Raw genomic sequence first — 26,722 nt, 5'->3', positions numbered from 1 at the left:
TCCGGAGAGGAGGGCGGCGGCAATGATCGCCGCCCCATTCGGGTCGCATCTATCTCGTCCGAGGGGGGACGTGCTTTCCATGAAATATCTTCTCGCGTCGGCGGCTGTGCTGGCCGTCGCAGGGCCCGCTTGTGCCCAGACCATCAGCCTGAAACCCGTTGCCGAGGGGCGGTTGCGCTACGAACATGCCGATCAGGAAGGATTGCCGGAGGAAAAAGCCGATGCGCTGACCGTCCGCGCCCGCGCCGGACTGACGGCCAGCAGCGGGGCGCTGTCCGCGACGATCGTGGGGCAGGGGACGCTGGCGCTGGTCGACGATTATTATGACGGCGTAAATGGTGCGGCCACCCGGCCGATCGTGGCCGACCCTGAAAATATAGCCCTCTATATCGCCCAGCTGCAATATAAGACGAAGGTGCTGACCCTGACCAGCGGGCGGCAGAAGATCGTGCTCGATGACGAGCGTTTCGTTGGCAACGTCGCCTTTCGCGATAACGGCCAGACCTTCGACGCCGTGCGCGCCGAAATTACGCCGGCCAAGGGCCTGAAGTTAGATATAGCCTATGCCTGGTCCGTGCGAACCATCTGGGGGTTTCAGGGCAAGGGGGTGCGGCAGCAGGCGGTGAGCGGCGACAATATCCTTGCCAATCTGTCTTATGCCACGCCTGTCGGCACGCTGAACGGCTTTGCCTATCTGGTCGATCAGGATGAAGCGGCGGTGCAGGCGTTTCGCCTGTCCAGCCAGAATTACGGGGTGCGACTGGGGGGGCGCAGCCTTTGTCGAAAGTGGCGAAGTTCAGCTACCAGTTCAGCTATGCCCGTCAGTCGGACTATCATCGTAATCCCAACGCTTACAGCGCCGATTACTGGCTGGCGGACGGCACGCTGGACATGAAGGGATGGAAGCTGAACGCCGGCTATGAAGTGCTGGGCGCCAGCAGCGGGGCGCCTTTCACCAGCTTTCAGACGCCATTGGGCACCAATTTCAAATTTCAGGGCTGGGCCGACAAATTCCTGACCACGCCAGTCAATGGCATTCGCGACCTCTATGTTGGTGGCGGCTATGGCTGGAAGCAGTTGGGGCCGCTGTCGGGCGTAGCACTGTCGGCCAGCTGGCATCGGTTCGACAGCGACCGGCTCGATCAGCATTATGGCAATGAGATCGATTTTCTTGCGTCCGCGAGAGTGAAGAAGATGAGCCTGTCGATCCGGTACGCCCATTATGACGCCAGGGCGATGGCGACCAACACGGAAAAGCTGTGGCTTCAGGCCGACTGGGCCATCTGATTGAAAATCTATCAGAAGAATCGCTTGAGCCATCAGGCTATTCTCCATATGCTGCACTGCAAAGGACAAGGATGTCCTCCTTCACATTGCCGGGGCGGTTCAGGGTAGAACCGGCAAGGCGCGACATGATGGCAAAGCCGCCATCCTGACTCTCGGAAGCGAAAAGCTCCGGGGGCCAGGATGGCGGCTTTTTCTTTTCTGGAGTAACGGGGATGGAATTTCAGGACGGATTGGCGCCGGCGGCAGAGTGCGAAGGGGATATGCTCGTCCCCGCCGACGACGTACGGGAACATCTGGTGGTCGTAGGCAACGGCATGGCCGGTTGCCGCGCGGTCGAGGAACTGCTGGCGCGGGATGCGGGACGCTATCGCGTCACCATCTTCGGGGCTGAGCCTTATGTGAACTATAACCGCATCATGCTCTCGCCGGTGCTGGCGGGGGAAAAGACTTTCGAGCAGATCGTCATTAACGACCGCGCCTGGTACGACGACAACAGCATTGAACTAATCGCTGGTGATCCGGTGGCGTCGATTGATCGTGACGCCAAATGCGTGACCGCACAGAGCGGTCGCACGGTTCATTATGACAAGCTGCTGATCGCGACCGGTTCCGATCCGTTCATCATTCCGGTGCCAGGCAAGGATCTGCCCGGCGTCATCAGCTTCCGCGACATGAAGGATGTCGACGCGATGCTGGCGGCGGCGGAAGCGGGCAAGGCCGCAGGCGGCGGCAGCGCGGTGGTGATCGGCGGCGGCCTGCTGGGGCTGGAGGCCGCGCATGGGCTGACGCTGCGCGGCATGAAGGTGACGGTGATCCACCTGATGGACACGCTGATGGAGCGGCAGTTGGACGAGGCCGCCGGCTGGCTGCTCAAGAGCGCGCTGGAAGGGCGTGGCCAGACCATCCTGACCGGCGCCGATACAGAAGCCATCTATGGCGACGGCAAGGTCGAGGGCGTACGCCTGAAAGATGGCCGCGAAATCCCGGCAAGCCTGGTCGTCATGGCGGTGGGCATCCGTCCTTCAACGGCTCTGGCGCGCGAGGCGGGGCTGGAGGTCAATCGCGGCATCAAGGTCGATGACCATATGGTCACCAGCGACCCCGATGTTCTGGCCGTGGGCGAATGCGTCGAGCATGACGGCAATGTCTACGGCCTTGTCGCGCCGCTGTGGGACATGTGCCGCAGCCTCGCCGATGGCCTGACGGATCAGCATAGCGGCTATATAGGGTCCGTTACTTCTACCAAGCTGAAGGTTGCCGGGCTAGACGTTTTCTCGGCCGGTGATTTTTCCGGCGGTGAAGGCTGTGAGGATATCGTGCTGCGCGATGCGTCGCGCGGCGTCTACAAGCGCGTCATCGTCAAGGACGACAGGATCGTCGGCGCGGTGCTTTATGGCGATACCGTTGATGGCGGCTGGTATTTCGACATGCTGAAGCGTGAAGAGAATGTCGCCGACATCCGCGACCTGCTGATCTTCGGTCATGCCTTCGCCTCAGGAGGAGGCGCGCTAGACCCTAAGGCGGCCGTTGCGGCGCTCTCGGACGATGCCGAGATTTGCGGCTGCAACGGCGTCAGCAAGGGTCAGGTCGTGTCTTGCATCGAAGCGGGCAATTGCAGCCTCGACGCGGTGCGCGCCACCTGCAAGGCGTCGGCCAGTTGCGGCAGTTGTACCGGTGTCGTCGAAAATCTGCTGGCGGTAGTCCTGGGTGACGACGTCAAGTCTGGGCCGAAGACGATGTGCAAATGCACCAGCTTCACCCATGACGATGTCCGTCGGGAGATTGTCGCGCAGAATATGCGCTCCATCCCCGAAGTGATGCAGTTGCTGCACTGGTCGACGCCGGATGGCTGTTCCTCCTGCCGCCCTGCGCTCAATTACTATCTGCTCTGCGCGCTACCGGGCGAATATCAGGACGACCAGCACAGCCGCTTCGTCAATGAGCGGATGCACGCCAATATCCAGAAGGACGGCACCTATTCGGTCGTCCCGCGCATGTGGGGTGGCCTCACCAACCCGCGTGAATTGCGCGCGATTGCTGACGTGGTCGAGAAGTTCAATGCGCCGATGGTAAAGGTGACGGGCGGCCAGCGGCTCGACATTTTCGGGATCAAAAAGGAAGATCTGCCCGCCGTCTGGGCCGACCTGAATGCCGCGGGCATGGTATCTGGCCACGCTTACGGCAAATCGCTGCGTACGGTGAAGACCTGCGTGGGGTCCGAATGGTGTCGCTTCGGCACGCAGGATTCCACCGGCCTTGGCGTCAAGATCGAGCGGATGACCTGGGGATCGTGGATGCCCCACAAGTTCAAGATCGCGGTGTCGGGTTGCCCCCGCAATTGCGCGGAGGCGACGATCAAGGATTTCGGCGTGGTTTGCGTGGACTCCGGCTATGAACTGCATGTCGGCGGCAATGGCGGCATCCATGTCCGCGCCACCGACCTGCTGTGCAAGGTCGCGACCGAGCAGGAGGCAATGGATCATTGCGCCGCCTTCACCCAGCTCTATCGCGAGGAAGCGCGCTATCTGGAGCGCACAGCGCCCTGGATCGAGCGGGTAGGCGTCGATTATATCAAGAGCCGAATAGTGGAGGACGATGCAGGTCGGGAAGCGCTGCGTGCCCGCTTCCTCTATTCGCAGAGCTTCTCCCAGGAAGACCCATGGGCAGAGCGTGTCGCGGGCGCACAGGCTGACCTGCACCAGCCGCTCGCCCCTATTGCCATCGCTGCGGAGTGAACGACATGACCGACTGGATCGACATCGGAACGCTGGCCGACATTCCGCAGCGCGGCGCCCGCACGGTACAGATTGGCGGGGACAAAGAAATTGCGGTGTTCCGCACCGGCGACGATCAGGTCTTCGCGCTGGTGAACGAATGTCCGCACAAGAAGGGGCCGCTCAGCCAAGGCATCGTCCATGGGCATAGCGTGGCCTGCCCGCTGCATAACTGGAACATAGCGCTCAAGACCGGCGAGGCGCAGGGCGCGGATAGCGGCTGCACGCCGACAATCGCGGTCAGGCAGGAAGGCGCACGCATCTGGATGGCGCGGCCGGTGGCGGCGTGAGGGGTGGACTATAATGTCCGAGGCGATCCGCACCACCTGTGCCTATTGCGGCGTAGGCTGTGGGATATCCGCGACGCCCAGCGGGCCGCGATCCGTTGTCATCAAAGGCGACGACGCGCATCCTGCCAATGCGGGTAAGCTCTGTTCCAAAGGCACGCATCTGGGCGAGACGGTAGGGCTGACAGGCCGCCTGCTCCACCCGATGATCGGTAGCAAGCGCGCCAGTTGGGACAAAGCGCTGGATCTGGTCGCGCGGAAATTTCGCGAGACGATCGCGCAACACGGTCCGGACAGCGTCGCCTTCTACGTATCGGGCCAGTTGCTGACCGAGGACTATTACGTCGCCAACAAGCTGATGAAGGGCTTCATCGGGTCGGCGAATATCGACACCAACAGCCGCCTGTGCATGTCGAGCGCGGTGGCGGGGCATATGCGCGCCTTTGGCGAGGACGTGGTGCCGGCCAGCTATGATGATTTGGACGCGGCGGACCTGATCATACTGGTCGGGTCGAACACCGCCTGGTGCCACCCGATCGTCTATCAGCGCATCCAGACGGCCCGCGCGGCGCGCGGTACGAAGCTGGTGGTGATCGATCCGCGCCGCACCGAAACCTGCGAGGGTGCCGACCTGCATTTGGCCGTAAAGCCGGGCACCGACGTCGCGCTGATGAACGGACTGCTGGCCTGGTGTGCGGCGGAGGGGATCACCGATCCCGCCTTCATCGCGGACCATGTGAGCGCGCCCGAAGGCTTTTGGAAGCATATCGCCACCGGCCATGACCTTTGGACGACGGCCAAGACCTGCGACATCGCGCCCGCTTTGCTGGAGCAATTCTACCGGCTGTTCGCCGCCACCCCGCGCACCGTCACCCTTTTCAGCCAGGGCATCAACCAGTCGATCCGCGGCACCGATCAGGTCAATGCGATCATCAACGTGCATCTGGCGACGGGCCGCATCGGCAAGCCGGGCGCGGCGCCTTTCTCGATCACCGGTCAGCCCAACGCCATGGGCGGGCGGGAAGTGGGTGGCCTCGCCTCGACGCTGGCGGCGCATATGGACTTTGAGCCCGAGAATGTCGCACGGGTCGGCCGTTTCTGGGCCGCGCCGACCATGGCGACCAGGCCGGGGTTGAAGGCCGTCGACCTATTCCGCGCGATCCATGAAGGGCGGATTAAGGCGCTGTGGATCATGGCGACAAACCCGGCAGTCTCGCTGCCCGACGCGGGCCGCGTGCGCGAGGCTCTGGAAGCAATCCCCTTCCTCGTCGTGTCGGACATCATGGCCGATACCGACAGCAGCACCCATGCCCATGTGCGCCTGCCCGCCGCCGGATGGGGTGAGAAGAACGGCACCGTCACCAACAGCGACCGCACGGTCAGCCGGCAGCGCCCCTTTCTGGCTCCGCCGGGAGAGGCAAAGCCCGACTGGTGGATCGTCAAGGAAGTTGGCCGCCGCATGGGATGGCGCAATGCCTTCGCCTATGATCGGCCGGCCGACATCTGGCGCGAACATGCACGCCTGACCGCCTATCAGAATGACGGGCAGCGGATGCTGAACCTGCGCGCGCAGGCGACCATGGGCAATGACGCCTATGACGCAATGCAGCCCTTCCGCTGGGGCGACCGGCCCATTGCCGATGGCCGCTTCCCCACGCCGGATGGCAAGGCGCGGTTGGTGCTGACGAAGCAGATGGACATTCAGGCGCCGCTGAAGCAATGGCCGATGACGCTTAACACCGGCCGCTATCGCGACCAGTGGCACACGATGAGCCGCACCGGCCTGTCGCCGAGACTGGCGCGCCATCGCGAGGAGCCGCTGGTTGAAATCCATCCCGCCGATGCCGCTGCACTCGGCATCGTCGATCGCGACCTCGCCCGCGTCCAGACCGCGCAGGGCAACAGCATCTTCCGCGCGAGCTTGAGCGAGGAGCAGCGTCCGGGCGAAATCTTCACGCCGATCCACTGGACCGACCAGATGTCGAGCGGCGGCCGCACCGGCCTACTGCCCCGGCCGCTGGTCGATCCCCATTCGGGTCAGCCGGGCTTCAAATCGACCCCCGCCAGCGTTGAGCGGGTCGCGGCCGAATGGAAGGGATTCCTGATCCTGCGTGGGCAAGATGCGGTGAAGCTGCCCTGTCTGTGGGCGACGAAGATCAGCGTGCCGGGTGGCGCGCTCTACGAGCTTGCGGGAAATGGCGATCCGACCCGGCTCGATGCTTTCCTGCCCAAGGGCGACCGGGTCGAGGCGATGGACATGTCGCGCGGCACTCGTCGCATTGCCACGATCAGTGGGGGCAGGCTGAACGGGGTGCTGTTCGTCACCCGCACCGGCCTGTTGCCGTCACGTGATTGGCTGATCCGCCAGTTGGAGGCCGACAATGTCGGTGGTTCTGTTCTTGCTGCGCGCGGCCCCGGCAGCCAGCCGGACAAGGGCGCGACCATCTGCGTCTGTTTCGACATCGGCCTGAACCAGATCGTTGCCGCCATTCGCGACCGGCAACTGGTCGATGTGCCCGCCGTCGGCAAAACACTAGGCGCGGGGACCAATTGCGGATCGTGCCGCCCCGCCATCGCCAATATTCTTGCTCAAACCACGCAGGAGACACTGCATGCAGCCGAATGATCTTATCGCGCCGGGCGAAGTCTGGCTGGTCGGCGCTGGTCCGGGCGACCCGGACCTGCTGACGCGAAAGGCAGAAAGGCTGATCGCGGCCGCCGACATCATCTTTTACGATGCACTGGTCGGACCGGGCGTGTTGGACCTGATCCCCCTCCACGTCGAGGCGGTGAGCGTCGGCAAGCGGTCCGGTCGGCATTCAAGGGATCAGCAGACGATCGACCAGATGCTGGTCGCCGCGTCCCTGGCAGGAAAGCGTATCGTCCGGCTGAAAGGGGGCGACCCGGCGATGTTCGCCCGCGCGACCGAGGAGATGACGGCCCTGCGTGCGATCGGCGCACATGTGCGTATCTGCCCCGGCGTGACGGCCGCCAGCGCCGTCGCAGCGTCAGCGGGTATCTCCCTCTCGCTCCGTGGCATTGCGCGCCGCGTCCAGTTCGTCACCGCGCATAGTCGGCGGGGGCAGGCGCTTGATCTCGACTGGAATGCGCTCGCCGATCCGGCCTGCACGCTTGCGGTCTATATGGGGCGGGATGCAGCGCTTGAGCTCAGTCGCGCGCTAATCGTGGCCGGCTTGCCCGGAAGGACGCCGACGCTCATTACTTGCGACGCCTCCCTGCCGCATGAACAGATGCTGCGGACCCGACTGGACCTGTTGCCCCTGGTCATCCAGTCCTTTGCTCAGGATCGCCCGACATTGATCCTGATCGGTGAGGCGGTCGCTCAGCCCGATCTGGGCATCGCCATCGGCACGATGGCCGACGCTGCACTGACGGACTGACCCGCATCATGGCATCCGCTCCGAGCATCCCCTGTGCCGCGACGATCGGCTTCGACGAAGCGCAGGACATCATTCGGGAAAGTAGCGTGCCATTGGGGACGCAGTTCGTGCCGCTGGGCGATGCGGGCCGACGTGTCCTTGCCAGAAATGTCGTCGCTAGGATTGATTCCCCCCGGCGGGACTGCGCGGCGATGGACAGATATGCCGTGCGTTCTGGCGATCTTGCGCAAGGAATCGTCCGCTTTCGCCTGTTTGGCGAAAGCTGTGCCGGTAGCGCGTCTCCGGGTCTGTTGCCTGCCGGCATGGCAGTCGGGGTATCGACGGGTGCGCCGATGCCCGCAGGCGCGGACTGCGTCGTCATGCGTGAATATGCGACGGTCGACGAGGGATATGTGATCCTGACGCACAAGGGCGGCAAGGCCCATGTCCGGCAGCGCGGCGACGATTTCGCGCAGGGGCAGATACTTCTGACAAAGGGCACGCGCATCGATGCGCGCGTCATGGTCGTCGCGGCCGCCGCCGACGTAGACGGCGTGACCGTCTGGCGCCGACCACGTGTGCACATCCTGACCAATGGTGATGAACTGGTCGAACCGGGTAAGGCCGCGATGGACGTCGATGCCGTTCCCGACAGTCTGAGCGAATCGTTGATGCTCATGGCACGGCAATGGGGAGGGAAGCCAACCGGTATGTCCCGAGCGCCCGACCTGATCGACATGGTGCGCGATGCAGCAAGTGAGGTGGTGCCAGAAATTCGGACAGGGTGTTAAGCTGGTCCCGACCTGATGGATTGGTACGGGAATGAAGACGACGAAGAAGCGCTACAGCGCGGATTTCAAGGCGAAGGTAGCGCTGGAGGCGATCCGTGGTGACCTGACGCTGGCGGAGCTGGCGGCCAAGCACGGCGTCCACCATACGATGATCGCGGCCTGGAAGCGCCAGGCGATCGAGGGGATGACGAGCACGTTCTCCGGGGCCGGTGATGCGGCCAAGGCCGTCAGCGAGAGCGAGGTGGAAAAGCTGCACGCCAAGATCGGGCAATTGGTCGTGGAGCGGGATTTTTTAGCGAAAGCCTTCGGTCGATGAGCGTGGACCGGAGGCGGGCGATGATCGAGCCTGCTCACCACCGTCTGTCGATCTCGGCGCAGTGCCGTCTTCTGGGGATCAGTCGCTCGTCGTATTACTACGCGCCGGTGCCGGAAACGCACGAGACGCTGGCGCTGATGACGGTGATCGACGCGACGTTCCTGGACTGCCCGTGGTATGGCAGCCGCCAGATGGCGCGGCACCTGCGGCGTGCTGGCCACGAAGTCGGGCGACGGCGGGCACGGCGCCTGATGGCGAAGATGGGCCTGTCACCGATCTACCAGCGGCCCCGCACCAGTGATCCACACCCGAGCACCGGGTCTATCCCTATCTGCTACGCAAGCTGGCGATCGAACGGCCCAATCATGTCTGGTGCGCCGACGTGACCTATATCCCGATGCGTCGCGGGTTCCTTTACCTGGTTGCGATCATGGACTGGGCAACCCGCAAGGTCCTGGCCTGGCGGCTGTCGAACACCATGGACGCCGGGTTCTGCGTCGCGGCGCTGGATGAAGCACTGGCGCGCTTCGGCAAGCCGGAGATCTTCAACACCGACCAAGGCAGCCAGTTCACGTCGCGGGCCTTCACCACTGTGCTGCGCGAGGCCGAGGTTCGCATCAGCATGGACGGGCGGGGCCGGTGGATGGACAATATCTTCATCGAACGCCTTTGGCGATCCCTGAAGTACGAATGCGTTTATCTCCACGCCTTCGAGACCGGCTCGGGGTTGAAAGCTGGCCTGGCCCGCTGGATCACCTATTACAATACCCAGCGTCCGCACTCGAGCCTGGCCGGAAAAACCCCGGCCGAGGCCTATCGGCGGATCGGGCAATCAGATCATGGGGGGCATGCCCCCCATGATCTGATGATCAAACAGGCGGCATGAACGACAACCGGGATTAGCTTAACTCAGCCGCCAAACTGTCCAAGAAGGCGGGACCACCTCATGTGGGACGCGCACCGCTTAGCGTGGAGAGGTGTTATTTGGATCATCCCCGAGCAACAGCAGGTAAATCCGGGGCGTCGGTCATTGGCACAGCCTGAGTATCTCCCGGCGCCACGTCATTATAGCGCTGAAGGACCAGATTGCCGCGCCGCCCCGCTTGCGGATCGAACGATATTCTGTGACCGAGCAGTTGGCGACGTCCCCGTCTTGGTCGATATCCAGAATCTGGGCTTCATCCATATTTTCGATGATGTAGCGCAGGCAGAGGACGACTACCTGATGCGCGAAGATGATGACCCTCTGCCCCGAATTATGGAGGGACACCGTGTCCATCAAAGCCCGGAGGCGGAAGATGACATCGCACCAGCTCTCGCCACCGGGCGGGCGGTGATAGAATTTCCCAAGCGTCTGGCGGAAGGCGGCTTGCTGCGGCTCAAGCTTCGCGACCCCACCCGTCGTTAGCCCGTCAAGGATGCCGAACTCCTTCTCGCGCAACCGCTCGTCAATGCAAACGGGCTCCTCCATCGCAGCGCCGCCTTCCCCCCTGAACAGCTTGGCCGTCTCCACGGCCCGGCGATAGGGTGAGGAGAGGATCACATCGGGTAGCTGGCCCATCCCGCCATGGGCGACCCAACGACCAAGCGCTCTCGCCTGCGCCTTGCCCAAGGCACTGAGCGGGACATCGACGTCCCTTCCCTCCAGTGCGATGCGATCGAGCGCAGCTTCATGCGCTGCGTCGCGGGCGACATTCCCAGCACTTTGTCCATGACGGACGATCCAGAGTTGCGAAGGCCAAGGTGCATGCTCATTATCCATAGAGGGATCAATGCCGCTCGGCATCTTGCGGTTCCTGCGATATCGCTAGCGGCGCGATCAAGCACGCCACCGCGCAGTCGCGAAAGGTCTTGCGCGGGTGTCGAGGGCGAGGCTCTGGCTGAACAAGCTGCGGTGCGGACTAAAGATCGCAGCATTAAAGGCTCCGGGCTTCGGCGATCGCCGCAAGGATATGCTCGAAGATATAGCCATAATCACCGGAGGCAACGTCACCAGCGAGGACCTTGGCGCCAAGCTCGATAACCTAATGATTCACATGCTTGCCGAGCCAAGGACGTCACTATCGACAAGGGCAACGCCACGGTCATCGACGACGTCGGCAACAAGGGCGATATAGACGCACGCGTTGCGCAGATTCGCCAGCAGATCGATGAGACGACCTCCAACTATGACCGAGGGAAGCTCCAAGAGGGGCTTGCCAAGCTCGCCGGTGGTATAGCGGTGATCCGCGCCGGCGACGCGGCCGAGGTCGAGGTGAAGGAGAAGGATGTGGCTAATAATGCGCTCCATGCCACCCGCGCCGCGGTCGAAAAGGCCATCCTGCCCGGCGGAGGCATCTCGTTGCTGCGCGCGCTCAAGGCACGGGATGGCATCAAGGCGGCCAACGACCACCAGCAGTCGGGCTCAACATCGTCCGCTGCGCACTTCGCGCCTTCGCTCACAAGATCGCCGAGAATGCCGGCGAGCATGGTGCTTGGATCGTTGGGAAGCTGCTCGAAGCCGAGGACTATATTGAGCGTGGACATAATGACTCTGTTGTTCGCTATGTGATATGAAGGCCGCCGAAAGTGCGGCCCGCCCGCCTAGCTCCTATTCGGATCGGAATGCTCTTGCCTATCGAGACTATTGACGGATGCGGCTACCATCTTGTGGCGTTTTCGTGAGCGCACCGGGTGACGACGCCCCTTGATCAGATGACAAACCCTGCGCAATCCGTTTTGCAGGGGCAACGACTGCGCGACGAGTTGATACAGTCGAGCCGGCACTCGCCCCTTGCTACTATCGTAACGGACGCAAGAGCCGAAAATGTCATCATCGCTGCCAACGAAGCTTTCGAACGGCTGAGCGGCTATGCTGAGTCGGATGTCATCGGCCAAAACTGCCGCTTGCTTTCCGGGGTTGCGACCTGCCCAACATCTCGAGCCCTGTTGCGCCAGGCTATCGAAGCTGGCCGACCGGCATTTGTCACTCTGGTCAACTATCGTAAAGACGGTCACGCATTCCACAATGCCGTGATGATTGCGCCTGTTTATGACGAAGGTGGTCTTCTTTCCTTTTTCATTGGGACCCAATTGAAGGTAGATGGCGAACTCAAAGATGTCGGAACCGCAAAGGCAAAGTTGGCTGTCTTAACCCCCCAGCAGTTGAAGGTTCTCGCGCATATGGCGCGCGGCATGCGCCACGCCGAGATCGCAAAGAACCTTTGCCTTTCCATCAAAACCATCAAGATGCATCGCGGCGCATTGGTGCATCGCCTGGGTGTGCAGACTTCGACCGAGGCGATCAGGATCGCTGTAGAAGCGGGCCTTTAACCTAGAGCAAGGCGGTTCTGAATGACCTTGCCAACCTTTCAAGATTCGATATGGACTTAAGTCCGGGGCAAGCCGGGGGGGCTTGTTGAGGATGTCGCGTGACTAATTCTGATATGCCCGACAAAGCCGGAGCAAAATTCGAGCTGCTCGTCGACGCAGTTATGGACTATGCGCTCTACATGCTGGATCCGGAAGGCCGGATCACGACATGGAATAGCGGCGCTCAGAGAGCCAAGGGCTATACTGCTGACGAAATCGTAGGGCGGCATTTTTCATGCTTCTTCACCCAGGAGGATCGCGATTCCGGTCTACCGGAAACTGCCTTGCGCGTCGCAGCGCAAGAGGGGCGTTTTGAAGCCGAGGGCTGGCGGATCAGGAAGGATGGCAGCCGTTTTTTCGCCAATTCCGTTATAGATCCCATCAGGAACGAAACCGGAGAACTGATCGGCTTTGCAAAGATCAGCCGCGACATCACCGAACGCTGTGAACGAGAACTCGCTCTCTTTCAGGCGGAACAGCGCTTTCGGCTCCTCGTCCAAGGGGTCAAGGATTGCGCGATCTACATGCTGGATACCGACGGTATCATCACCAATTGGAACACCGGGGCCGCCGCGATCAAGGGCTATGGTTCCGACGAGGTCGTGGGTAAGCATTTCTCCATTTTCTACACGCAGAATGACCGGGACGCGGGCGCACCCGAACGAGCGTTGGCGACGGCCCTCGCGGAAGGAAAATATGAGACAGAGGCCTGGCGCGTTCGCAAGGACGGCACGCTGTTTTGGGCAAATGTGCTGGTCGATCCGATTTATGACGAAGAGGGAAAGCATGTCGGCTTCGCTAAGATCACCCGTGACGCGACAGACAAACGCCAGGCACAGGAGGAGCTGGAAGAAACCCGCAGCGCGCTGCTTCAGGCGCAAAAGCTGCAGGCAATTGGCGAACTAACTGGCGGTGTGGCCCATGACTTCAACAATCTGCTGACAGTCATAGGCGGGGCGGCCGAAATGCTCCGAAAAGTCGATCTGCCGGAGGAGAAGCGGGCGCGCTATATCGACAACATAGCAGCAACCGTTGAGCGGGCTTCCACCCTTACCGGTCACCTTCTCGCATTCAGTCGGCGTCGCGCCATCCGTCCCGAGGTTATCGACCTCAATATCCATCTCGATGCCTGGGCTGAAATTCTATCCCGGTCCCTCGGGAGCGGCATCGCCCTGTCGGTGAAGGCATCGGCGAAGAACGCCCGCGTGGAAGTGGACCCGACTGAACTGGAAACAGCCGTCCTGAACGCTGCAGTAAATGCCCGCGACGCGATGCCGGGGGGTGGAGACCTCCTCATAGAGACCCGGGACGACGTCTACGAAAGGCAAGTCGCGGTGGCCATCGATATTACCGATAGCGGCACTGGTATGTCGGAGGAAACACTCGCCCGCGTATTCGAACCGTTCTTCACGACCAAACCGATCGGCGAGGGAACAGGACTGGGATTATCCCAGATTCATGGCTTTGCGGCTCAAGCAGGCGGCATCGCCCGGATAAGTTCACGCGTCGGATCGGGCACCACGCTCACCATCATCCTTCCCAGGGTCGACAAGACGCCGGCGGCGATCCAGCAGAAAGGTGAACTTGCCTCAATACCACCGGGGATAAAGGTCCTTCTGGTCGAAGATAATATTCAAGTTCTCCAATTCGCGGAGCAATTGTTAGACGATCTGGGGTGCCAGACGGTGTGCGCAAGTAACGCGACTGAAGCACTTGCGCTTATCCAGGAGCAATCGTTCGATCTCGTCTTCACAGATATCGTTATGCCAGGACTGAGCGGCATCGATCTCGCGCGACAACTGCACATTCGGGCGCCTGGCCTGCCGGTCCTCCTCGCGACAGGGCATAGTGATCAGCTTGTTGGGGAAGGAGAGGCGCATCTTTCTGTATTATCAAAACCCTATGGCGCCGAGACACTGAGCGCAGCGATTGGTCAGCTTATCGCTGCATCCGTTCTTTCGTCAGGATCGAATGTTGGAGCCAGCACCTGCGACCCGTGAGGCGCGGGTTTCGCCCACCGTGGGGGGAGTTTCACGGATTGTAAATCGGCGCGCCGAACGGCCGAGGCGCAGTGCGTCATTTTTAAGTTTCAAGCAGCCGTCCGGTTTGACGTGAGCCGACATTAGAGCGTTTTTCTTTCAGTCTGGGTCATATCCACATGAGCTGAAATAGTTCGCGCATTCCTGCGGTTGGAAGAGGTCGACCAGCTTGCCGATGAGGGACCACAGCCCGGCAACGGTCCGCTCGCCGGCCTTTCGTAGCATCGCCTTGAGACGGGCGAACGCCTTCTCGATCGGGTTGAAGTCGGGACTGTAGGGCGGAAGGAATATGAGCCGGGCGCCAGCCGCCTCGATCAGGTCGCGGACGCTGGCGCGCTTGTGGCTGGACAGGTTATCCATGATCACGACATCGCCGCGCCTGAGGTCGGGCACGAGCACTTGGTCGACATAGGCCTCGAACCAGTCACCGTTGATCGGCCCATCGAGCACCATGGGCGCGACCATGCCGGTCATGCGCAGGCCCGCGACCAGCGTCGTCGTCTTGCGATGGCCATGCGGGTAGCCCATCCTTAACCGCTCGCCACGTTGGCAGCGGCCGTGGCTGCGGGTCATGTTGGTCGCCGTCCAGGTTTCGTCGATGAACACCAGTCGCGCAGGATCGAGGTCGAGTTGGCCGTCGAACCACGCCTCGCGCTGGCTCAGGACGTCGGCACGGTCCTGCTCGATCGCGTGGCCGGTCTTTATAGGATGGCCCGCCCCTTTTCCCCGGCAGCGGGTATGATGCCGGTGCTTGAGAAGGGAAAGGAACGGACCGATGTCTATTGTGATCCTTGGCGTTGATCTGGGCAAGAACGCTTGCAGCATCGTCGGTGTGGATGCGACCGGGGCGGTTGTCCTGCGCCGGTCGATGCGCCGACAAACATTGATCGATTACGTCTCGAAGCTACCAGCATGCATTGTAGCGATGGAGGCGTGTTGCGGCGCTCATCATATGGGCCGTCTCTTCGCCGGTCATGGGCACGAGATCCGGCTGATGTCACCGGAATACGTTCGCCCTTACGTGAAAGCGCAGAAAAATGACGACCGGGATGCCGAAGGCATCGCTGAGGCAGCATCACGCCCGACGATGCGCTTCGTAGAACTCAAAAGCCAGGATCAGTTAGATATCCAGACCCTTCACCGCGTCCGGTCCCGTTTGGTGGCTGAGCGCAGGAGCCTGATCAACCAGTTGCGCGCCATCATGCTGGAGCGCGGCACGATTTTTCCGGTTGGTCGCCGCAAGCTGGAACTCGGTGTTGATGCTTTGCTCCTTCAGGGGGAGGCAGGGTTGTCCCCTCGAATTCGCCGGCTCATCGGCGATCTTCGTACAGAATGGCGACACCTCGACGAGAAAATCGAGAGCCTGAACGCCGAGTTTGTTGAACTTGCCCGCAATGATGCCGCCGCCCGGCGTCTGACATCCATCCCCGGAATCGGGGTGCTCAACGCCACCGCGCTGATCGCAGCGGTCGGCAATGCCGGTAGCTTCGCCAAGGCCCGAGATCTGGGGGCATGGCTTGGTCTTGTCCCACGCCAGCATACCACCGGAGGCAAACCACGACTGCTGGGCATCTCGAAACGCGGCAACACCTACTTGCGAACCCTGCTGATCCATGGTGCCAGGGCCAGCCTGCCCTCGATCTCTCGAAGTGACACACCGCTCGGGCGATGGCTCAAAGCGATGCTGGAACGAGGTGTTCACCGCAATGCTGCCGTGGTCGCCCTGGCCAATAAGCTGGCGCGGATCGCCTGGGCCGCTTTGCGCAAGGGCGCAACCTTCGAACGCAGCTACCCCGTCGCCGTTTGAACCGATCGGCCTGATGCTCATCTGGGCATAGGCCAACGTTGTTTGCAGGAAGGATTGGAAAGATGGCCTGACAGTCGACCAGCATCTGGAAAGCCCGGTCAAAAAAATGGCACTTGCTGCCGACGTCTTTATTGCGGCTCCAGATGCGCGGATCTCCATCTTGGCCACGGGCTTGCTCGTGAGACCGTATACGTTGACGCAGACTGATCAGATCACCTCAAAATCATGCTTGCAAACGGGGCGGGCCATACGTTTTTTGCGCGTAATCCCGTGCCGGGCGAAGAGTAAGCGTGGCCTGAGGACCGCAGTTCAGGCGGCTTCGGCGATTGCCTGATTATCGGGCTGCCAGTTCCACGGCATGAGTTCATCCCAGCGGGTAGCAGGCCAGTTGCCAGCGATCCTGGCGATGACGTCGGCGATATAGGCCTGTGGTTCGAGGCCATTGAGCTTGGCGGTCTCGATGACCGAATAGATGGCAGCGGCGCGATCGCCGCCTGCTTTTGAACCTGCGAACAACCAGTTTTTGCGACCCAGGGCCACGCAGCGCATGGCGCGCTCGGCTATGTTGTTATCGATTTCCAGACGTCCATCATCGAGAAAGCGCGTCAGAGCGACCCAGCGCTTGCGACCATAGGCAATGGCCTTGGCCATCTCGGATTTGGGCGAAAGGCGGCGCAGGGCATCGTCGAGCGCCTGGCGCAGTTCGTCGATCAGCGGCTTGGTGCGGTCCTGTCGGCTTCGTCGTCGGATATCGGGCTGGTGGCCGCGAACCTCCGCCTCGATCTCATAGAGCTGACCGATGCGTTCAAGCAGATCAGTGGTGAGCGGTGTCGGCTTGGTCGCATGAATGTCGAATATCTTGCGCCGGAAATGCGCCCAGCAGGCGACCTCGGTGACGCGGTTGGTGTCGTAGAGCTTGTCGTATCCGGCATAGCCGTCCGCCTGAAGATAGCCGGTGAAACTGGCCAGCTGCCGTTGGGGATGTGCGCCTGTCCGGTCGGTGGTGAACTCATACCAGACCAGCGGCGGGGTCATGGCACCGCAGCCCCGATCGTCGACGGCATAGGCCCAGAGCCTGCCGGTTGCCGTCTTGCCACGTCCCGGATCGAGCATGGGGACCGGTGTATCGTCGGTATGGATCTTTGAAGCGGTCAGTCCGACCTCGCGGATGCGGTTGATGATCGGATCGAGCAGGACAGATGCCTGGCCGACCCAGCCTGCCAGCGTCGAGCGGTTGATCTCGATGCCCTGCGCGGCCATAATCTCGGCCTGGCGGTATAACGGAAGGTGATGGTCGAACTTGGAGACGACGACATGGGCCAGGGTACCGAATGTCGCCTTGCCCCGCGCTATCGCCTTTACTGGTGCGGGCGCCTGCACGATCTTCTCGCAGGACCGGCAGCTATACTTGGGCCGGATGGTTCGAACGACGCGCCACTGCACCGGCACGGCATCGAGCATCTCGTCGCTATCCTGTCCCAGCGGCCGCAGTGCGCCGCCACAGTCGGGACAGCTGCAGTTGCCCTGCTCGGGCTCGATCCGCTGTTCCTCGCGCGGCAGATGAGCGGGCAGCGCGCGAACAGGCGATGGCCGATCGACGGCTGCCGGATCGGCCCGGCGCGCGGCGGCGACGATGGCCTCGCCTTCGAGTTCTTCAAGGGCCAGTTCAAGCTGGGCGATCTGGGTATCGAGCTTCTCGGACGACTTACCGAACTGCATCCGCTTGAGGCGGGCAATCTGCACGCGCAGCGTGTCGATCAGGATGTCGCGGGCGGAAATATCGGCGTGGGCAACCGCCAATGCAGCTTCAAGCTCGGCGATCCGAGCGTCTTTATCAGGGGTGAAAAGGCCTGCGTCCGACACCGGATTTACATAGCAGATCGGTAGTCACAACGCTAATGAAAGCGCCAGAAAATGGGCGTTTTACCCCGCAAGCGAAGGGGTAAAAGTGCGCTCCGGTCGCCGCCAGTCAATGCCTTCCAAGAGCATCGAAAGCTGGGCTGCAGTCATCACCACCGATCCCGTCTTGGTCGACGGCCACACAAAGCGCCCCCGGTCCATACGCTTGGAAAACAGGCACATGCCCTGGCCGTCATACCAGAGCAGCTTCACCAGATCGCCGCGCTTGCCCCTGAAGGCAAACAGCGCACCGGAATGTGGGCTCTGCTCCAGAACCTGCTGCGTCATCACCGCCAGGCCGTCGAAACCCTTACGCATGTCCGTCGCGCCGCAAGCCAGGAATATCCGCGTCGATGGCGGCAGCGGGATCATCGCGTCAGGACGCCGATCACCCGCGACAGAGCATCGGCATCGATCGCGGCATCCACCGTCACCCTGATGCCCGATGGCAGCTCGATCCCAATCAAGCCAGTGGCGAGCGATACAATCGGAGCAGGCAAAGCGGGCGGCTCGCCGATCTGGACCTCAGCGAAGGCCGGCTCGGCCAGCTTGCGAACCCCGGCAAGCTCACCGGACATCGCTTGCCGCCGCCAAGTATAGATCGAGCCGCTGCCGACGTCATGGCGCTCACAGGCCGTCCGCACGCAACCCTCAGGCCCAAATGCATCCCGCAATACGGCCAGCTTCTGTTCCACCGTCCAGCGCCGACGACCCGATACCCGGCTAACGACCTCGATCCGACTACTCATACGATTACTCGTATGACTACTCGCCCGTTCGCTTGCTGTATCCTCGATCTCGTCCGACACCCGCCACCTCGCTCAAAGAGCGACAATCATCCCGGCGAAGGGGCACCGCACAAGGCGGCCCTCAGGCCCCGCTTACGGCGAAGAAGCGGTGCAGGGTCGAAATCGCCACGCTCACGCCCGCCTTGCCCAGTTCCCGGCGCAACTCGTCCAGCGTGATGTCCCGCCGCGCCTCATGCAGCGCCAGGATCGTGTGGGCATGCGCCTCGATCCGCCGCGACCGCGTGTCTCCACCTTGCGCCTTCGCCGCATAGTCGCCCGTCCTGCGGCGCTGATCGTGCCAGCGGATCACCGTCGCATCCGCCACCCCGAACCGCCTCGCCGCAGCCCGGCAACTCATTCCCTCATCCACCGCCGCGAGCGCTCGCGACCGTAGGTCCATCGACAACGGCTTGCCCATCCATGCCGGCCTCCATCCCAGCCAGCACCGTGAATCAGATCAGCGCACCCGTGTGAATCCCTTTTGACTCACGTCGGCCGGAAATCGCTCTAAATCGTTACTGCAGACGACGTATGTTGGTCGCGAGATCCTGGAACCGGAACGTCCGCGGCTGGGGGCCTTGAAATCGAGGCTGAACGGCAAAGATGGGTCGGGACCGGAAAGCAGGGCCTAGGTCGTGTTGACAAAAGGGATTCCCAAACCGGTCGTGTTTTGATTCAAGGCTGCTCTTTGGGGAGCAGTTATGGGCCGAGGGGACTTGTCGGATGCTGAGTGGGAACTGATCGGCCCTCTGCTACCATCTAAGCGGGGGCGTTGGGCGCGACCCGCCGGCGATAACCGGCGTTTTCTCAACGGTATGCTTCATGTGCTGCGGGTAGGTTGCCCATGGCGGGACATGCATGAGCGCTACGGCAAGTGGAACTCGGTCTATGTCCGGTTTCGGCGTTGGGCCGAGCAAGGCGTCTGGGATGCCCTCCTGCAAACGCTGGTCGATCTGGGCCTGACCGACGACTGGCAGCACATGATCGACAGCACCACGGTTCGCGGCCACGTCTCGGCAGTGGGCGGAAAAGGGGGGCTTGTGCGCAGGCTCTTGGTCGATCACGCGGCGGCTTTACGAGCAAAGTCCACGCCCGCTGCGACAATCAAGGACTACCTATCGGGTTCATCCTGACCGGCGGCGAGGCTTCGGATTATGCAGCGGTCGATGACCTGATGGCCCTACGGTTGCCCAAGCCCAAGGCGCTGCTCGCGGACAAGGGCTACGACGGCGACCGATTTCGCGAGAACCTGCTCATGCGCGGCATCCTGCCCATCATCCCGCCCCGGTCGAACCGGAGAACGCCAGTCCATCCCGACTATCGGCGCTACAAGGATCGCAACCGCATTGAGCGAATGTTCGGCAAGCTGAAGCAACAGCGCCGCATCGCCACTCGATACGACAAAACCGTCCTCTCGTTCGAGAGCTTCCTCAACCTCGCCGCCGCAAGGCTGTGGTTGAAGTCTTTTGTCAACGCGACCTAGCACAAACCCGTCGTTTCATTGCGACCGCTTGAACGTCTACTTTCGTCAGAAGCTAACGTTTGGCCTTGGCTCCTGCCTGATGGTTGAGATAGGCATTGGCTAAGTGTTCGGTGTTTTTTTCTGCCGCGCACTTCTATGGTCCCGGTATCGTCACCTAGCTTGCTCCAACCTGCCGGCTCGACGCGAGAGGCAGCCATTTCGCAGTCTGTCGGCAAACGCACGAGATCCAGAGCGTTCCCCTGCCAGCGCACGAGCCCGAGCCGTTCGAAGTCTGCAAGCCAGCCTTCCATCGGCCACCGTTCCCAGCGCGCCTGGAACACCCGTGCATTACGCACAATGTCAGCGACGTGCTGCACGGGTGGCTCGTAGCTGTCATGATACTGATGACAGGCAATCGCCTGTCCGACGAATAGCAGCTTCAATCCGGCAGCAGCAGCCCGGAAACCAAAATCGGTATCTTCGGCGCCGTAACCGGTGAATCCTTCATCAAACCCGCCCAGGGCCACGAATGTCGATCGACGCAGCGCGAAGGCAAGCGACCAGAAAAGCCCGGCATTCGTTTCCTCACGCACGCCTTGGGTAGGAAACGTCCGCACGGGATGCGCCCGGCCATGCTTGAGCAAGTCGGTTTCTTCCCAAGATCCGCGCGCATCATCGGGGCCAAGATAGCGAATATCCGCGCAGAGCAGGCTGTCATGCTCGGTGAGTGTCTTGGCCAGGAGGCCAACGCAATCACGCAGTGGAATGCAATCTGTTGATTTCCACTGAGAAGTGACCCGGGTTTTCCATCGAGAAGTGACCCGTCTGCGGATTATGTTTCGGGTGTCACGGGTGGGTCAACCCGTGGTTTTCTCTTTTGGGTTCTGGCCTGCTTGGCAGAGCTGTTTTTGAAGCGGAAGCTATCGTTGCCGGTCTCCAGGATGTGGCAGTGATGGGTAAGCCGATCGAGGAGCGCCGTGGTCATTTTGGCGTCGCCGAACACGGTGGCCCATTCGCTGAAGCTCAGGTTTGTGGTGATGATGACGCTGGTGCGCTCGTAGAGTTTGCTCAGCAGGTGGAAGAGCAGCGCGCCACCTGAAGCACTGAACGGCAGATATCCAAGCTCATCCAGGATAACGAGATCGGAGTGCAGGAGGCGATTGGCGATCTGACCGGCCTTGCCCTGTGCTTTTTCCTGCTCGAGCGCATTGACCAGTTCGACCGTCGAGAAGAAGCGGACGCGCTTTCGATGATGTTCGATGGCCTGGATGCCCAGCGCCGTTGCCACATGGCTCTTGCCGGTGCCAGGACCGCCGACCAGCACGATATTGTCGGCGATGTCGATGAAGTCGCAGCGATGCAACTGACGCACCAGAGCTTCATTGACCTCGCTACTGGTAAAGTCGAAGCCGGCCAGATCGCGATAGACAGGGAAGCGCGCGATCTTGAGCTGATAGGCCACAGACCGAACCTCCCGTTCTGCTGTCTCGGCTTTGAGTAACTGGGAGAGGATCGGGATGGCGGCTTCGAACGCTGGAGATCCCTGTTCCATGAGATCGGTGACGGCCTGCGCCATGCCATGCATCTTGAGGCTGCGGAGCATGACGACGATGGCGCCGCTGGCAGGGTCATGACGCATGACGCTTCTCCTTGCGCAGATCATCATAGCGTTCGACATTGGCCATCGGTTCGCTGACCAGCTTGAGCGCCTGGGGCGCCGTCACCGGCGGCGTGGAGATCGGTTTTCCGTCGACCAGCCTATAGAGCAGATTGAGGATATGGGTCTTGGTCGGAACGCCAGCCTCCAGCGCCATGGTGACCGCCGTCAGCACCAGTTGCTCATCATGATGAAGAACCAGCGCCAGTATTTCGACCATTTCCCTGTCGCCGCCGGGATTGCGCAACAGATGTCGCTGCAGACGCTGGAACGCATCGGGTAGCTCAAGGAAGGGCGCACCGTTGCGCAGGGCGCCGGGCTTGCGCTGCACGACCGCCAGATAATGGCGCCAGTCATAAACCGTATGACCTGGACCGTCGTGAGAGCGGTTGATGATGCGCTGATGTGCGCAGATTGGCTGCCCCTCGGCGACGACCTGGAAGCGATCAGGATAGACGCGCAGGCTGACAGTGCGATTGGCGAAAGAGGCCGGTACGCTGTAGCGATTGCGCTCAAAGTGGATGAGGCACGTCGGCGATACCCGTTTGCGATATTCCACAAAACCATCGAAGGGCCTGCCCGCAACCATCAGACACTCAGATTCATCGGCCCAGGCATTGGCAACCGATCCGGGTTCGATCCCGTGAGGGATGTCCTCCCATAACGCCTTGCAGCGCTCCTCCAGCCACAGGTTCAGCGCATCAAGGCTTTCGACCTGCGGCGTGGGTTGCCACAGACGGTGCCGCGCATCCTGGACATTCTTCTCGACCTGCCCCTTTTCCCATCCCGCAGCCGGGTTACAGAACTCAGCTTCGAACAGATAGTGGCTGACCATCGTCAGGAAGCGTGCGTTGACGGTGCGTTCCTTGCCACGCCCGACCTTGTCGACGGCCGTGCGCATATTGTCATAGATACCCCGGCGCGGCACGCCGCCCAGCACGCGGAAGGCGTGATTATGGGCGTCGAACAGCATCTCATGGGTTTGCAGCAGGTAGGCGCGCACGATGAATGCCCGGCTGTAACTGAGCTTGAAATGCGCGACCTGCAGCTTGGTCCGAACCCCGGCGATGATTGCCCAGTCCTCACTCCAATCAAACTGGAAAGCTTCCCCCGGCGCGAACGACAGGGGCACGAATGTCCCACGCCCGCCAATCTGTTGCTGGCGCCGATAATCTTCGCGCCAGTCCCGAGCAAAAGCGGCAACCCGGTTGTAGGATCCTTCATAACCCAGGCTCACCAAATCGGCGTGAAACTGCTTGATCGTGCGCTTCTGCTTGCGCGATCGGCCCATATCGCGCCGCAGCCAGGCCGCCAGATGCTCAGCAAATGGGTCCAGTTTGCTTGGTCGATCAGGCACCTTGAACCGCGGATCGATCGTCTCGGACCGCAAATATTTGCGGATCGTGTTGCGTGATAGTCCGGTGCGCCGCGCTATCTCCCGGATCGGTAGATGATCGCGAAAATGCCAGCGCCGGATAACGCTCAATAACGCCATGTCCAACACTCCATATACCCTCGCTTGTCAAAGCCAGGGACGAGTTCAACATGGGTCAATTCTCAGTGGAAATTTACGCCCTACCCGGGTCACTTCTCAGTGGAAATCAACAACCATTCCCGACGATCCGCTCGTCGAGCGCTTCAATGCACGCCTCATGCAGCTCAATTCCTCCGCTCGCGTGGCCCTCACGCGCATCGCCGGGCACACCGGCATGCTGGAGCTGCGCGATGACGCGGAGAATTTCCTTGAGTTCATCCCGGCCGAGGCGTCGCCCGGAATGGCCGCGATCGCCTTCCGCCTCTATGCCCGCGGCCTCAACCGGGGCGTCCGGGCGGGCGAGGATGCCGCATGGGCGAAGCTGCGCTATCTCATCGGCGCAGCGGCCGCTCCCTCCCATTTCTGACCCTCAAGAAAGGTAGACGCCATGGCTGAGACCTATTTTTCCGCCTGCTTCACCTTCTGCTGCACCAACGCCGAAATGGCGTTGCTGGAGGAAGCGTTCAACGCGGCCGAAGATCTGAACTGTGAACTGGAACCGCCCGCACCGAGCGGCGAATTGCTGGCTGCCTTCCCGCCGACGCAGAGCAGTGACCCATGGTGCGGTTTCCTCGCCATATTCGACGATGCGAAATTTCCGATCCTGGGGGCTGTTCTCACCGGAGGGAACAGTTTCGAGGAGCCGACCGTCTCGACCCCCATGATTTCTGGCACGGTCGATTTCCAGCCCTGGCCCATCGCCGAGCTTGTCCGGCGATGCTGTCAGGCCTCGCTCGCGAAGGCGCCAGTCTGCTTTGAATGGGCGGTCACCTGTCCGCGGGCGCGGCCGGGTGAATTTGGCGGCGGCCGCTGCGTCATCTTTGCTGACCGGATCGATATCCAGTCCACCGGCGAGGCCCTGAGGGTGGCGCTGGAGCGCCCGATCAGCAGGACAGGTTTACCCGCAGCTCTGCCTGCGCCCGATCCAGCGGATCGGCCGCTGGTCGGCCGGAGCCTGCTCATCAATGCGCCGGAATATTTCCGCGATCCCGCGTTCATGGACTGGCTCGGCAATGCCCAGCCCAAATTCACATGGCATCGCGGCGGCGAGCCGGATGAATGGTCGGATGTGATCGTCATGGTCGATCCGAGCCTCAGCGGCGAAGGAAGCGACTCGGATATACCTGCACCCATCTGGGAGCGGATCCTCGATGCCTGCCGAACCCATCTCGGCTCCGACCAAGGATCTGCGCCGCATTATATGGTGCGCCTGACCAACCTCAGAGAGTGAGGTAACCACAAACCCACATTTGTGCTAACGTGGGTTTGTGGTGAAAATTGCGAGGTTCCCATGAGTCGCCTGACGATAGACATTACCGAGCAGCAGCATCAGAGCCTGAAGGCTCTGGCGGCGTTGCAGGGCAAAACGATCAAGCAATATGCGATCGAGCGCCTCTTCCCTGTCGATGCGGGCGATGATGAACCCTGGCAGGCGCTCAAGGCGCTTCTGGGCGAGCGGATCGCGCAAGGGTTGGCGGGCGGCATTTCCGACAAGGATTTCGGTTCGATTGTTGACGAGGAACTCGGAAAGGCTAGCCACGCTTGACCGCCCCCTATGTCCTGACCGTGGCAGCTGCGGACGATTTGCGCGCCATCGTCCGGTACACAAAAAAGCAGTGGGGCGACACGCAGGTGCGCTCCTATATGACCAAGCTGGAACGCGGCATCGTACGTCTTGCGATGGGCCAGGCCGCGTCCAGGGATATGAGCGATCTTCATCCGGGGCTTCGCATGTCCCATTGCGAACATCATTATGTCTTTTGCTTGCCCAGGGGAGATGAACCGGCGCTCATCGTCGCCATCTTCCATGAGCGCATGGATTTGATGGTGCAGTTGGAAAACAGGCTGACTTAGGCGGCTGCGAGGCGGAGATCGCGCGACGGTCTGCCAATGTGATCACCCCAACAGGGTATGACAGGGCCAGAGCGGGGACATACAGCGAGTCTGCGACCCGAAGGCTCGTGGCTCTGGCTGACGAGACTTCTTCCTGGCCCGATCATCCCCGCGATGATTGGGCCATTTTTCTGTCACGTATGGCGATCGCTCAGCCAGCGCCTGATGACCGCCACGATATAGCGCTGGTGCTGGGCACTGAGCCTCTGACCGGCAGCGATTCCATGCCATTTGGAGAGGCAGGTTCGGCAGCAGGTCGCCGTCGCATGCTGGGCGACAAAGACCGGATGCCCGCGCATCGGTGTCTGTTTGCCGTCATTGAGCGGCAGCGCGGGCGCCAGCCGCTGGGCGATGAACTCTTCCCCATGCGCCAGAATCGTATCGAGGCCCCGCTCGGCCAGATAGGTCTGTTCATTCGCATTCAGCCGAAAACGTGAGCGAAATGCCGATCGGCCAAGGCGGGCGAAGAGCGGGGTGAAGTCGTCCATGCCGATGGCATATAGGCAGCCTCCACGACGTTGCATCGATTCTCGATGCCGTGGGCTGCTATTTCTTGCTGGCGCTGGGCATGGTGCCGTTGGCGGTGGCGAAGGCGCGCTGGTCGAGGAGGCGCCCCGCGCTTCACGCGCGGAGCGCCGGATCGATCAGCCGTTCAATTGATCCTTGACCGCCTTGGCGGGCGTGAAGGCGAGCTTCTTCGACGCGGCGATCTGGATCGTTGCGCTGGTCGAGGGATTGCGGCCTTCGCGGGCGGGCTGATCCTTGACTTTGAACTTGCCGAACCCGTTCAGCGAAATCTCTTCGCCCTTCGCTGCTGCGTCGGCGATATTCGCGAAGACTGCGTCGACCAGCTTGCGGGCATCGGCCTTGGTGACGTCATGCTCGGCGGCCAGTGCTTCAGCCAGATCGCTATTGTTCATTGGATATCCCTCTCAGAAGTGAGGCGCCCGCAATAGCGGCGGAAAAAGCGCTGGAACAACCATTTTCATGGTTATTCCTGCAGCCAGCGCGCTAATCGTCAGGCGGGATATAGTCTGGGTAGAAGCCGCTCTCATCATCATGGGGACACGGCTGTAGTTCGCGCGGGCGCGCAGGGGGCAGGACCGGATCAATCCCTGAGAAGCTGATGCGGATGATGGCGCCGCCTTTGGTCGCTTCCTGGAAGATAGCGCGAATCTCCTCGCCCTGGGCCATGCGCGACCCGATCCAGCCGCAGCGCTCGGCCGACAGATAGCTGATCTGAACGCCGCGCATGCTCCAGACCGCGATGGCTGACGGATCGAACGGGTTCTTTGGCTCGGGTATGAGATCGACAGCTTCGCCCGGCACACAGAGCCTGATCTCGAACAGCCGATTGCTGCGGTCCTTATTCTCATGGATGGCGCCAACGACGGCGAGGTTCATGTCGGGACGACTCATGCGAGCTTCGATAGGTCGATGATCTCCTCCCGCCAAGC

General features: G+C 61.6%; 22 protein-coding genes and 6 pseudogenes. 16 read left to right on the top strand and 12 right to left on the bottom strand.

What is annotated here, in order from left to right:
* The first annotated feature begins 79 nt into the window (after positions 1–79).
* The 7 genes and pseudogenes from SKA58_RS17730 to SKA58_RS19955 all read left to right on the top strand — a co-directional run bounded on the left by SKA58_RS17730 (position 80) and on the right by SKA58_RS19955 (position 9,721).
* Positions 80–1,287: pseudogene (locus tag SKA58_RS17730) on the top strand (hypothetical protein).
* Positions 1,288–1,499: 212 nt separating this feature from the next.
* Positions 1,500–4,022: a nitrite reductase large subunit NirB gene (gene nirB / locus SKA58_RS17725; protein WP_009823869.1), complete on the top strand. Its 2,523-nt coding sequence runs from the start codon at positions 1,500–1,502 to the stop codon at positions 4,020–4,022.
* A gap of 5 nt (positions 4,023–4,027) precedes the next feature.
* Positions 4,028–4,351 (top strand): nitrite reductase small subunit NirD, encoded by a 324-nt coding sequence (nirD, locus tag SKA58_RS17720; protein ID WP_037544073.1) that lies wholly within the window; start codon positions 4,028–4,030, stop codon positions 4,349–4,351.
* A gap of 13 nt (positions 4,352–4,364) precedes the next feature.
* Positions 4,365–6,974, top strand: a complete 2,610-nt coding sequence (locus SKA58_RS17715; RefSeq protein ID WP_009823867.1) for a nitrate reductase — start codon at positions 4,365–4,367, stop codon at positions 6,972–6,974.
* On the top strand, positions 6,961–7,749 hold the full coding sequence (cobA, locus tag SKA58_RS17710; protein WP_009823866.1) for a uroporphyrinogen-III C-methyltransferase: 789 nt from the start codon (positions 6,961–6,963) through the stop codon (positions 7,747–7,749). Before SKA58_RS17715 ends, cobA begins: the two co-directional genes overlap by 14 nt.
* Positions 7,750–7,757: 8 nt before the next feature.
* Positions 7,758–8,519 (top strand): molybdenum cofactor biosynthesis protein, encoded by a 762-nt coding sequence (locus tag SKA58_RS17705; protein ID WP_009823865.1) that lies wholly within the window; start codon positions 7,758–7,760, stop codon positions 8,517–8,519.
* A 31-nt stretch (positions 8,520–8,550) separates the two neighbouring features.
* Positions 8,551–9,721: pseudogene (locus tag SKA58_RS19955) on the top strand (IS3 family transposase).
* A 141-nt stretch (positions 9,722–9,862) separates the two neighbouring features.
* Here SKA58_RS19955 and SKA58_RS17690 read toward each other — a convergent pair.
* Positions 9,863–10,597: a histidine phosphatase family protein gene (locus tag SKA58_RS17690; protein ID WP_009823861.1), complete on the bottom strand. Its 735-nt coding sequence runs from the start codon at positions 10,595–10,597 to the stop codon at positions 9,863–9,865.
* 112 nt (positions 10,598–10,709) lie between these two features.
* On the opposite strand from SKA58_RS17690, the pseudogene SKA58_RS20590 reads away from it, so the two are divergent.
* The 3 genes and pseudogenes from SKA58_RS20590 to SKA58_RS17675 all read left to right on the top strand — a co-directional run.
* Positions 10,710–11,346, top strand: a pseudogene (locus tag SKA58_RS20590) (TCP-1/cpn60 chaperonin family protein); the annotation flags it as partial.
* A gap of 162 nt (positions 11,347–11,508) precedes the next feature.
* Positions 11,509–12,147, top strand: coding sequence for a PAS domain-containing protein (locus tag SKA58_RS17680; RefSeq protein ID WP_156784259.1), 639 nt, complete (start codon positions 11,509–11,511; stop codon positions 12,145–12,147).
* 98 nt (positions 12,148–12,245) lie between these two features.
* Positions 12,246–14,186 carry a hybrid sensor histidine kinase/response regulator gene (locus SKA58_RS17675; RefSeq protein ID WP_232209491.1) on the top strand — a complete coding sequence of 647 codons (1,941 nt, stop codon included), beginning with the start codon at positions 12,246–12,248 and terminating at the stop codon, positions 14,184–14,186.
* A 138-nt stretch (positions 14,187–14,324) separates the two neighbouring features.
* Here SKA58_RS17675 and SKA58_RS17670 read toward each other — a convergent pair.
* Positions 14,325–14,927 (bottom strand): annotated as a pseudogene (locus tag SKA58_RS17670) (IS630 family transposase); the annotation flags it as partial.
* A gap of 73 nt (positions 14,928–15,000) precedes the next feature.
* Between SKA58_RS17670 and SKA58_RS17665 the strand changes: the two are divergent.
* Complete coding sequence (locus tag SKA58_RS17665) at positions 15,001–16,032, top strand: IS110 family transposase (protein ID WP_009823918.1); 1,032 nt, start codon at positions 15,001–15,003, stop codon at positions 16,030–16,032.
* A gap of 309 nt (positions 16,033–16,341) precedes the next feature.
* On the opposite strand, the gene tnpC is transcribed toward SKA58_RS17665, so the two are convergent.
* The 4 genes and pseudogenes from tnpC to SKA58_RS17645 all read right to left on the bottom strand — a co-directional run.
* Positions 16,342–17,895 carry an IS66 family transposase gene (tnpC, locus tag SKA58_RS17660; RefSeq protein WP_009823855.1) on the bottom strand — a complete coding sequence of 518 codons (1,554 nt, stop codon included), beginning with the start codon at positions 17,893–17,895 and terminating at the stop codon, positions 16,342–16,344.
* A gap of 60 nt (positions 17,896–17,955) precedes the next feature.
* Entirely contained in the window at positions 17,956–18,303 is a 348-nt protein-coding gene (gene tnpB / locus SKA58_RS17655) for an IS66 family insertion sequence element accessory protein TnpB (RefSeq protein ID WP_006957496.1), read from the bottom strand.
* The gene (locus SKA58_RS17650) at positions 18,300–18,680 is read right to left on the bottom strand and encodes a transposase (RefSeq protein WP_050763066.1); all 381 of its coding nucleotides are present in this window, start codon (positions 18,678–18,680) and stop codon (positions 18,300–18,302) included. The genes tnpB and SKA58_RS17650 overlap by 4 nt, the downstream gene beginning before the upstream one ends.
* A 127-nt stretch (positions 18,681–18,807) precedes the next feature.
* A pseudogene (locus tag SKA58_RS17645) lies at positions 18,808–19,137 on the bottom strand (helix-turn-helix domain-containing protein); the annotation flags it as partial.
* 283 nt (positions 19,138–19,420) lie between these two features.
* Here SKA58_RS17645 and SKA58_RS19620 point away from each other — a divergent pair.
* Positions 19,421–20,202, top strand: a pseudogene (locus SKA58_RS19620) (IS5 family transposase).
* Here the strand turns inward: SKA58_RS19620 and SKA58_RS19615 are convergent.
* The 3 genes from SKA58_RS19615 to istA all read right to left on the bottom strand — a co-directional run bounded on the left by SKA58_RS19615 (position 20,199) and on the right by istA (position 23,333).
* Positions 20,199–20,825 (bottom strand): glycosyltransferase family 2 protein, encoded by a 627-nt coding sequence (locus tag SKA58_RS19615; protein ID WP_232209488.1) that lies wholly within the window; start codon positions 20,823–20,825, stop codon positions 20,199–20,201. The pseudogene SKA58_RS19620 and the gene SKA58_RS19615 sit on opposite strands and share 4 nt — an antisense overlap.
* Before the next feature lie 188 nt (positions 20,826–21,013).
* Positions 21,014–21,820, bottom strand: a complete 807-nt coding sequence (gene istB / locus SKA58_RS17630; RefSeq protein ID WP_009821099.1) for an IS21-like element helper ATPase IstB — start codon at positions 21,818–21,820, stop codon at positions 21,014–21,016.
* Complete coding sequence (istA, locus tag SKA58_RS17625) at positions 21,810–23,333, bottom strand: IS21 family transposase (RefSeq protein WP_009823850.1); 1,524 nt, start codon at positions 23,331–23,333, stop codon at positions 21,810–21,812. The genes istB and istA overlap by 11 nt, the downstream gene beginning before the upstream one ends.
* A gap of 181 nt (positions 23,334–23,514) precedes the next feature.
* Here istA and SKA58_RS17620 point away from each other — a divergent pair, with 181 nt between their 5' ends.
* Genes SKA58_RS17620 through SKA58_RS17605 form a run of 4 tightly spaced genes read left to right on the top strand, consistent with a single transcriptional unit; the run spans position 23,515 to position 25,226 of the window.
* Positions 23,515–23,739: a hypothetical protein gene (locus SKA58_RS17620; protein ID WP_232209487.1), complete on the top strand. Its 225-nt coding sequence runs from the start codon at positions 23,515–23,517 to the stop codon at positions 23,737–23,739.
* Positions 23,740–23,760: 21 nt separating this feature from the next.
* Complete coding sequence (locus tag SKA58_RS17615; RefSeq protein ID WP_009823848.1) at positions 23,761–24,603, top strand: hypothetical protein; 843 nt, start codon at positions 23,761–23,763, stop codon at positions 24,601–24,603.
* 60 nt (positions 24,604–24,663) lie between these two features.
* Positions 24,664–24,918, top strand: coding sequence for an antitoxin (locus SKA58_RS17610; protein ID WP_009823847.1), 255 nt, complete (start codon positions 24,664–24,666; stop codon positions 24,916–24,918).
* On the top strand, positions 24,915–25,226 hold the full coding sequence (locus SKA58_RS17605; RefSeq protein ID WP_009823846.1) for a type II toxin-antitoxin system RelE/ParE family toxin: 312 nt from the start codon (positions 24,915–24,917) through the stop codon (positions 25,224–25,226). The genes SKA58_RS17610 and SKA58_RS17605 overlap by 4 nt, the downstream gene beginning before the upstream one ends.
* Before the next feature lie 173 nt (positions 25,227–25,399).
* On the opposite strand, the gene SKA58_RS17600 is transcribed toward SKA58_RS17605, so the two are convergent.
* From SKA58_RS17600 to SKA58_RS17590, 3 genes are all read right to left on the bottom strand, one after another.
* Positions 25,400–25,753 (bottom strand): DUF4186 domain-containing protein, encoded by a 354-nt coding sequence (locus tag SKA58_RS17600; RefSeq protein WP_009823845.1) that lies wholly within the window; start codon positions 25,751–25,753, stop codon positions 25,400–25,402.
* A 156-nt stretch (positions 25,754–25,909) separates the two neighbouring features.
* Entirely contained in the window at positions 25,910–26,185 is a 276-nt protein-coding gene (locus SKA58_RS17595) for an HU family DNA-binding protein (protein ID WP_009823844.1), read from the bottom strand.
* A gap of 91 nt (positions 26,186–26,276) precedes the next feature.
* Positions 26,277–26,684, bottom strand: coding sequence for an HIRAN domain-containing protein (locus SKA58_RS17590; RefSeq protein WP_037543861.1), 408 nt, complete (start codon positions 26,682–26,684; stop codon positions 26,277–26,279).
* Positions 26,685–26,722: the final 38 nt, after the last annotated feature.

The sequence above is a fragment of the Sphingomonas sp. SKA58 genome (genome assembly GCF_000153545.1).
In the GTDB taxonomy this organism is placed as follows: Bacteria; Pseudomonadota; Alphaproteobacteria; order Sphingomonadales; family Sphingomonadaceae; genus Sphingobium; species Sphingobium soli.
Note: the sequence above shows the minus strand (reverse complement) of the source record. Positions and strands in the feature narration are given on the sequence as shown.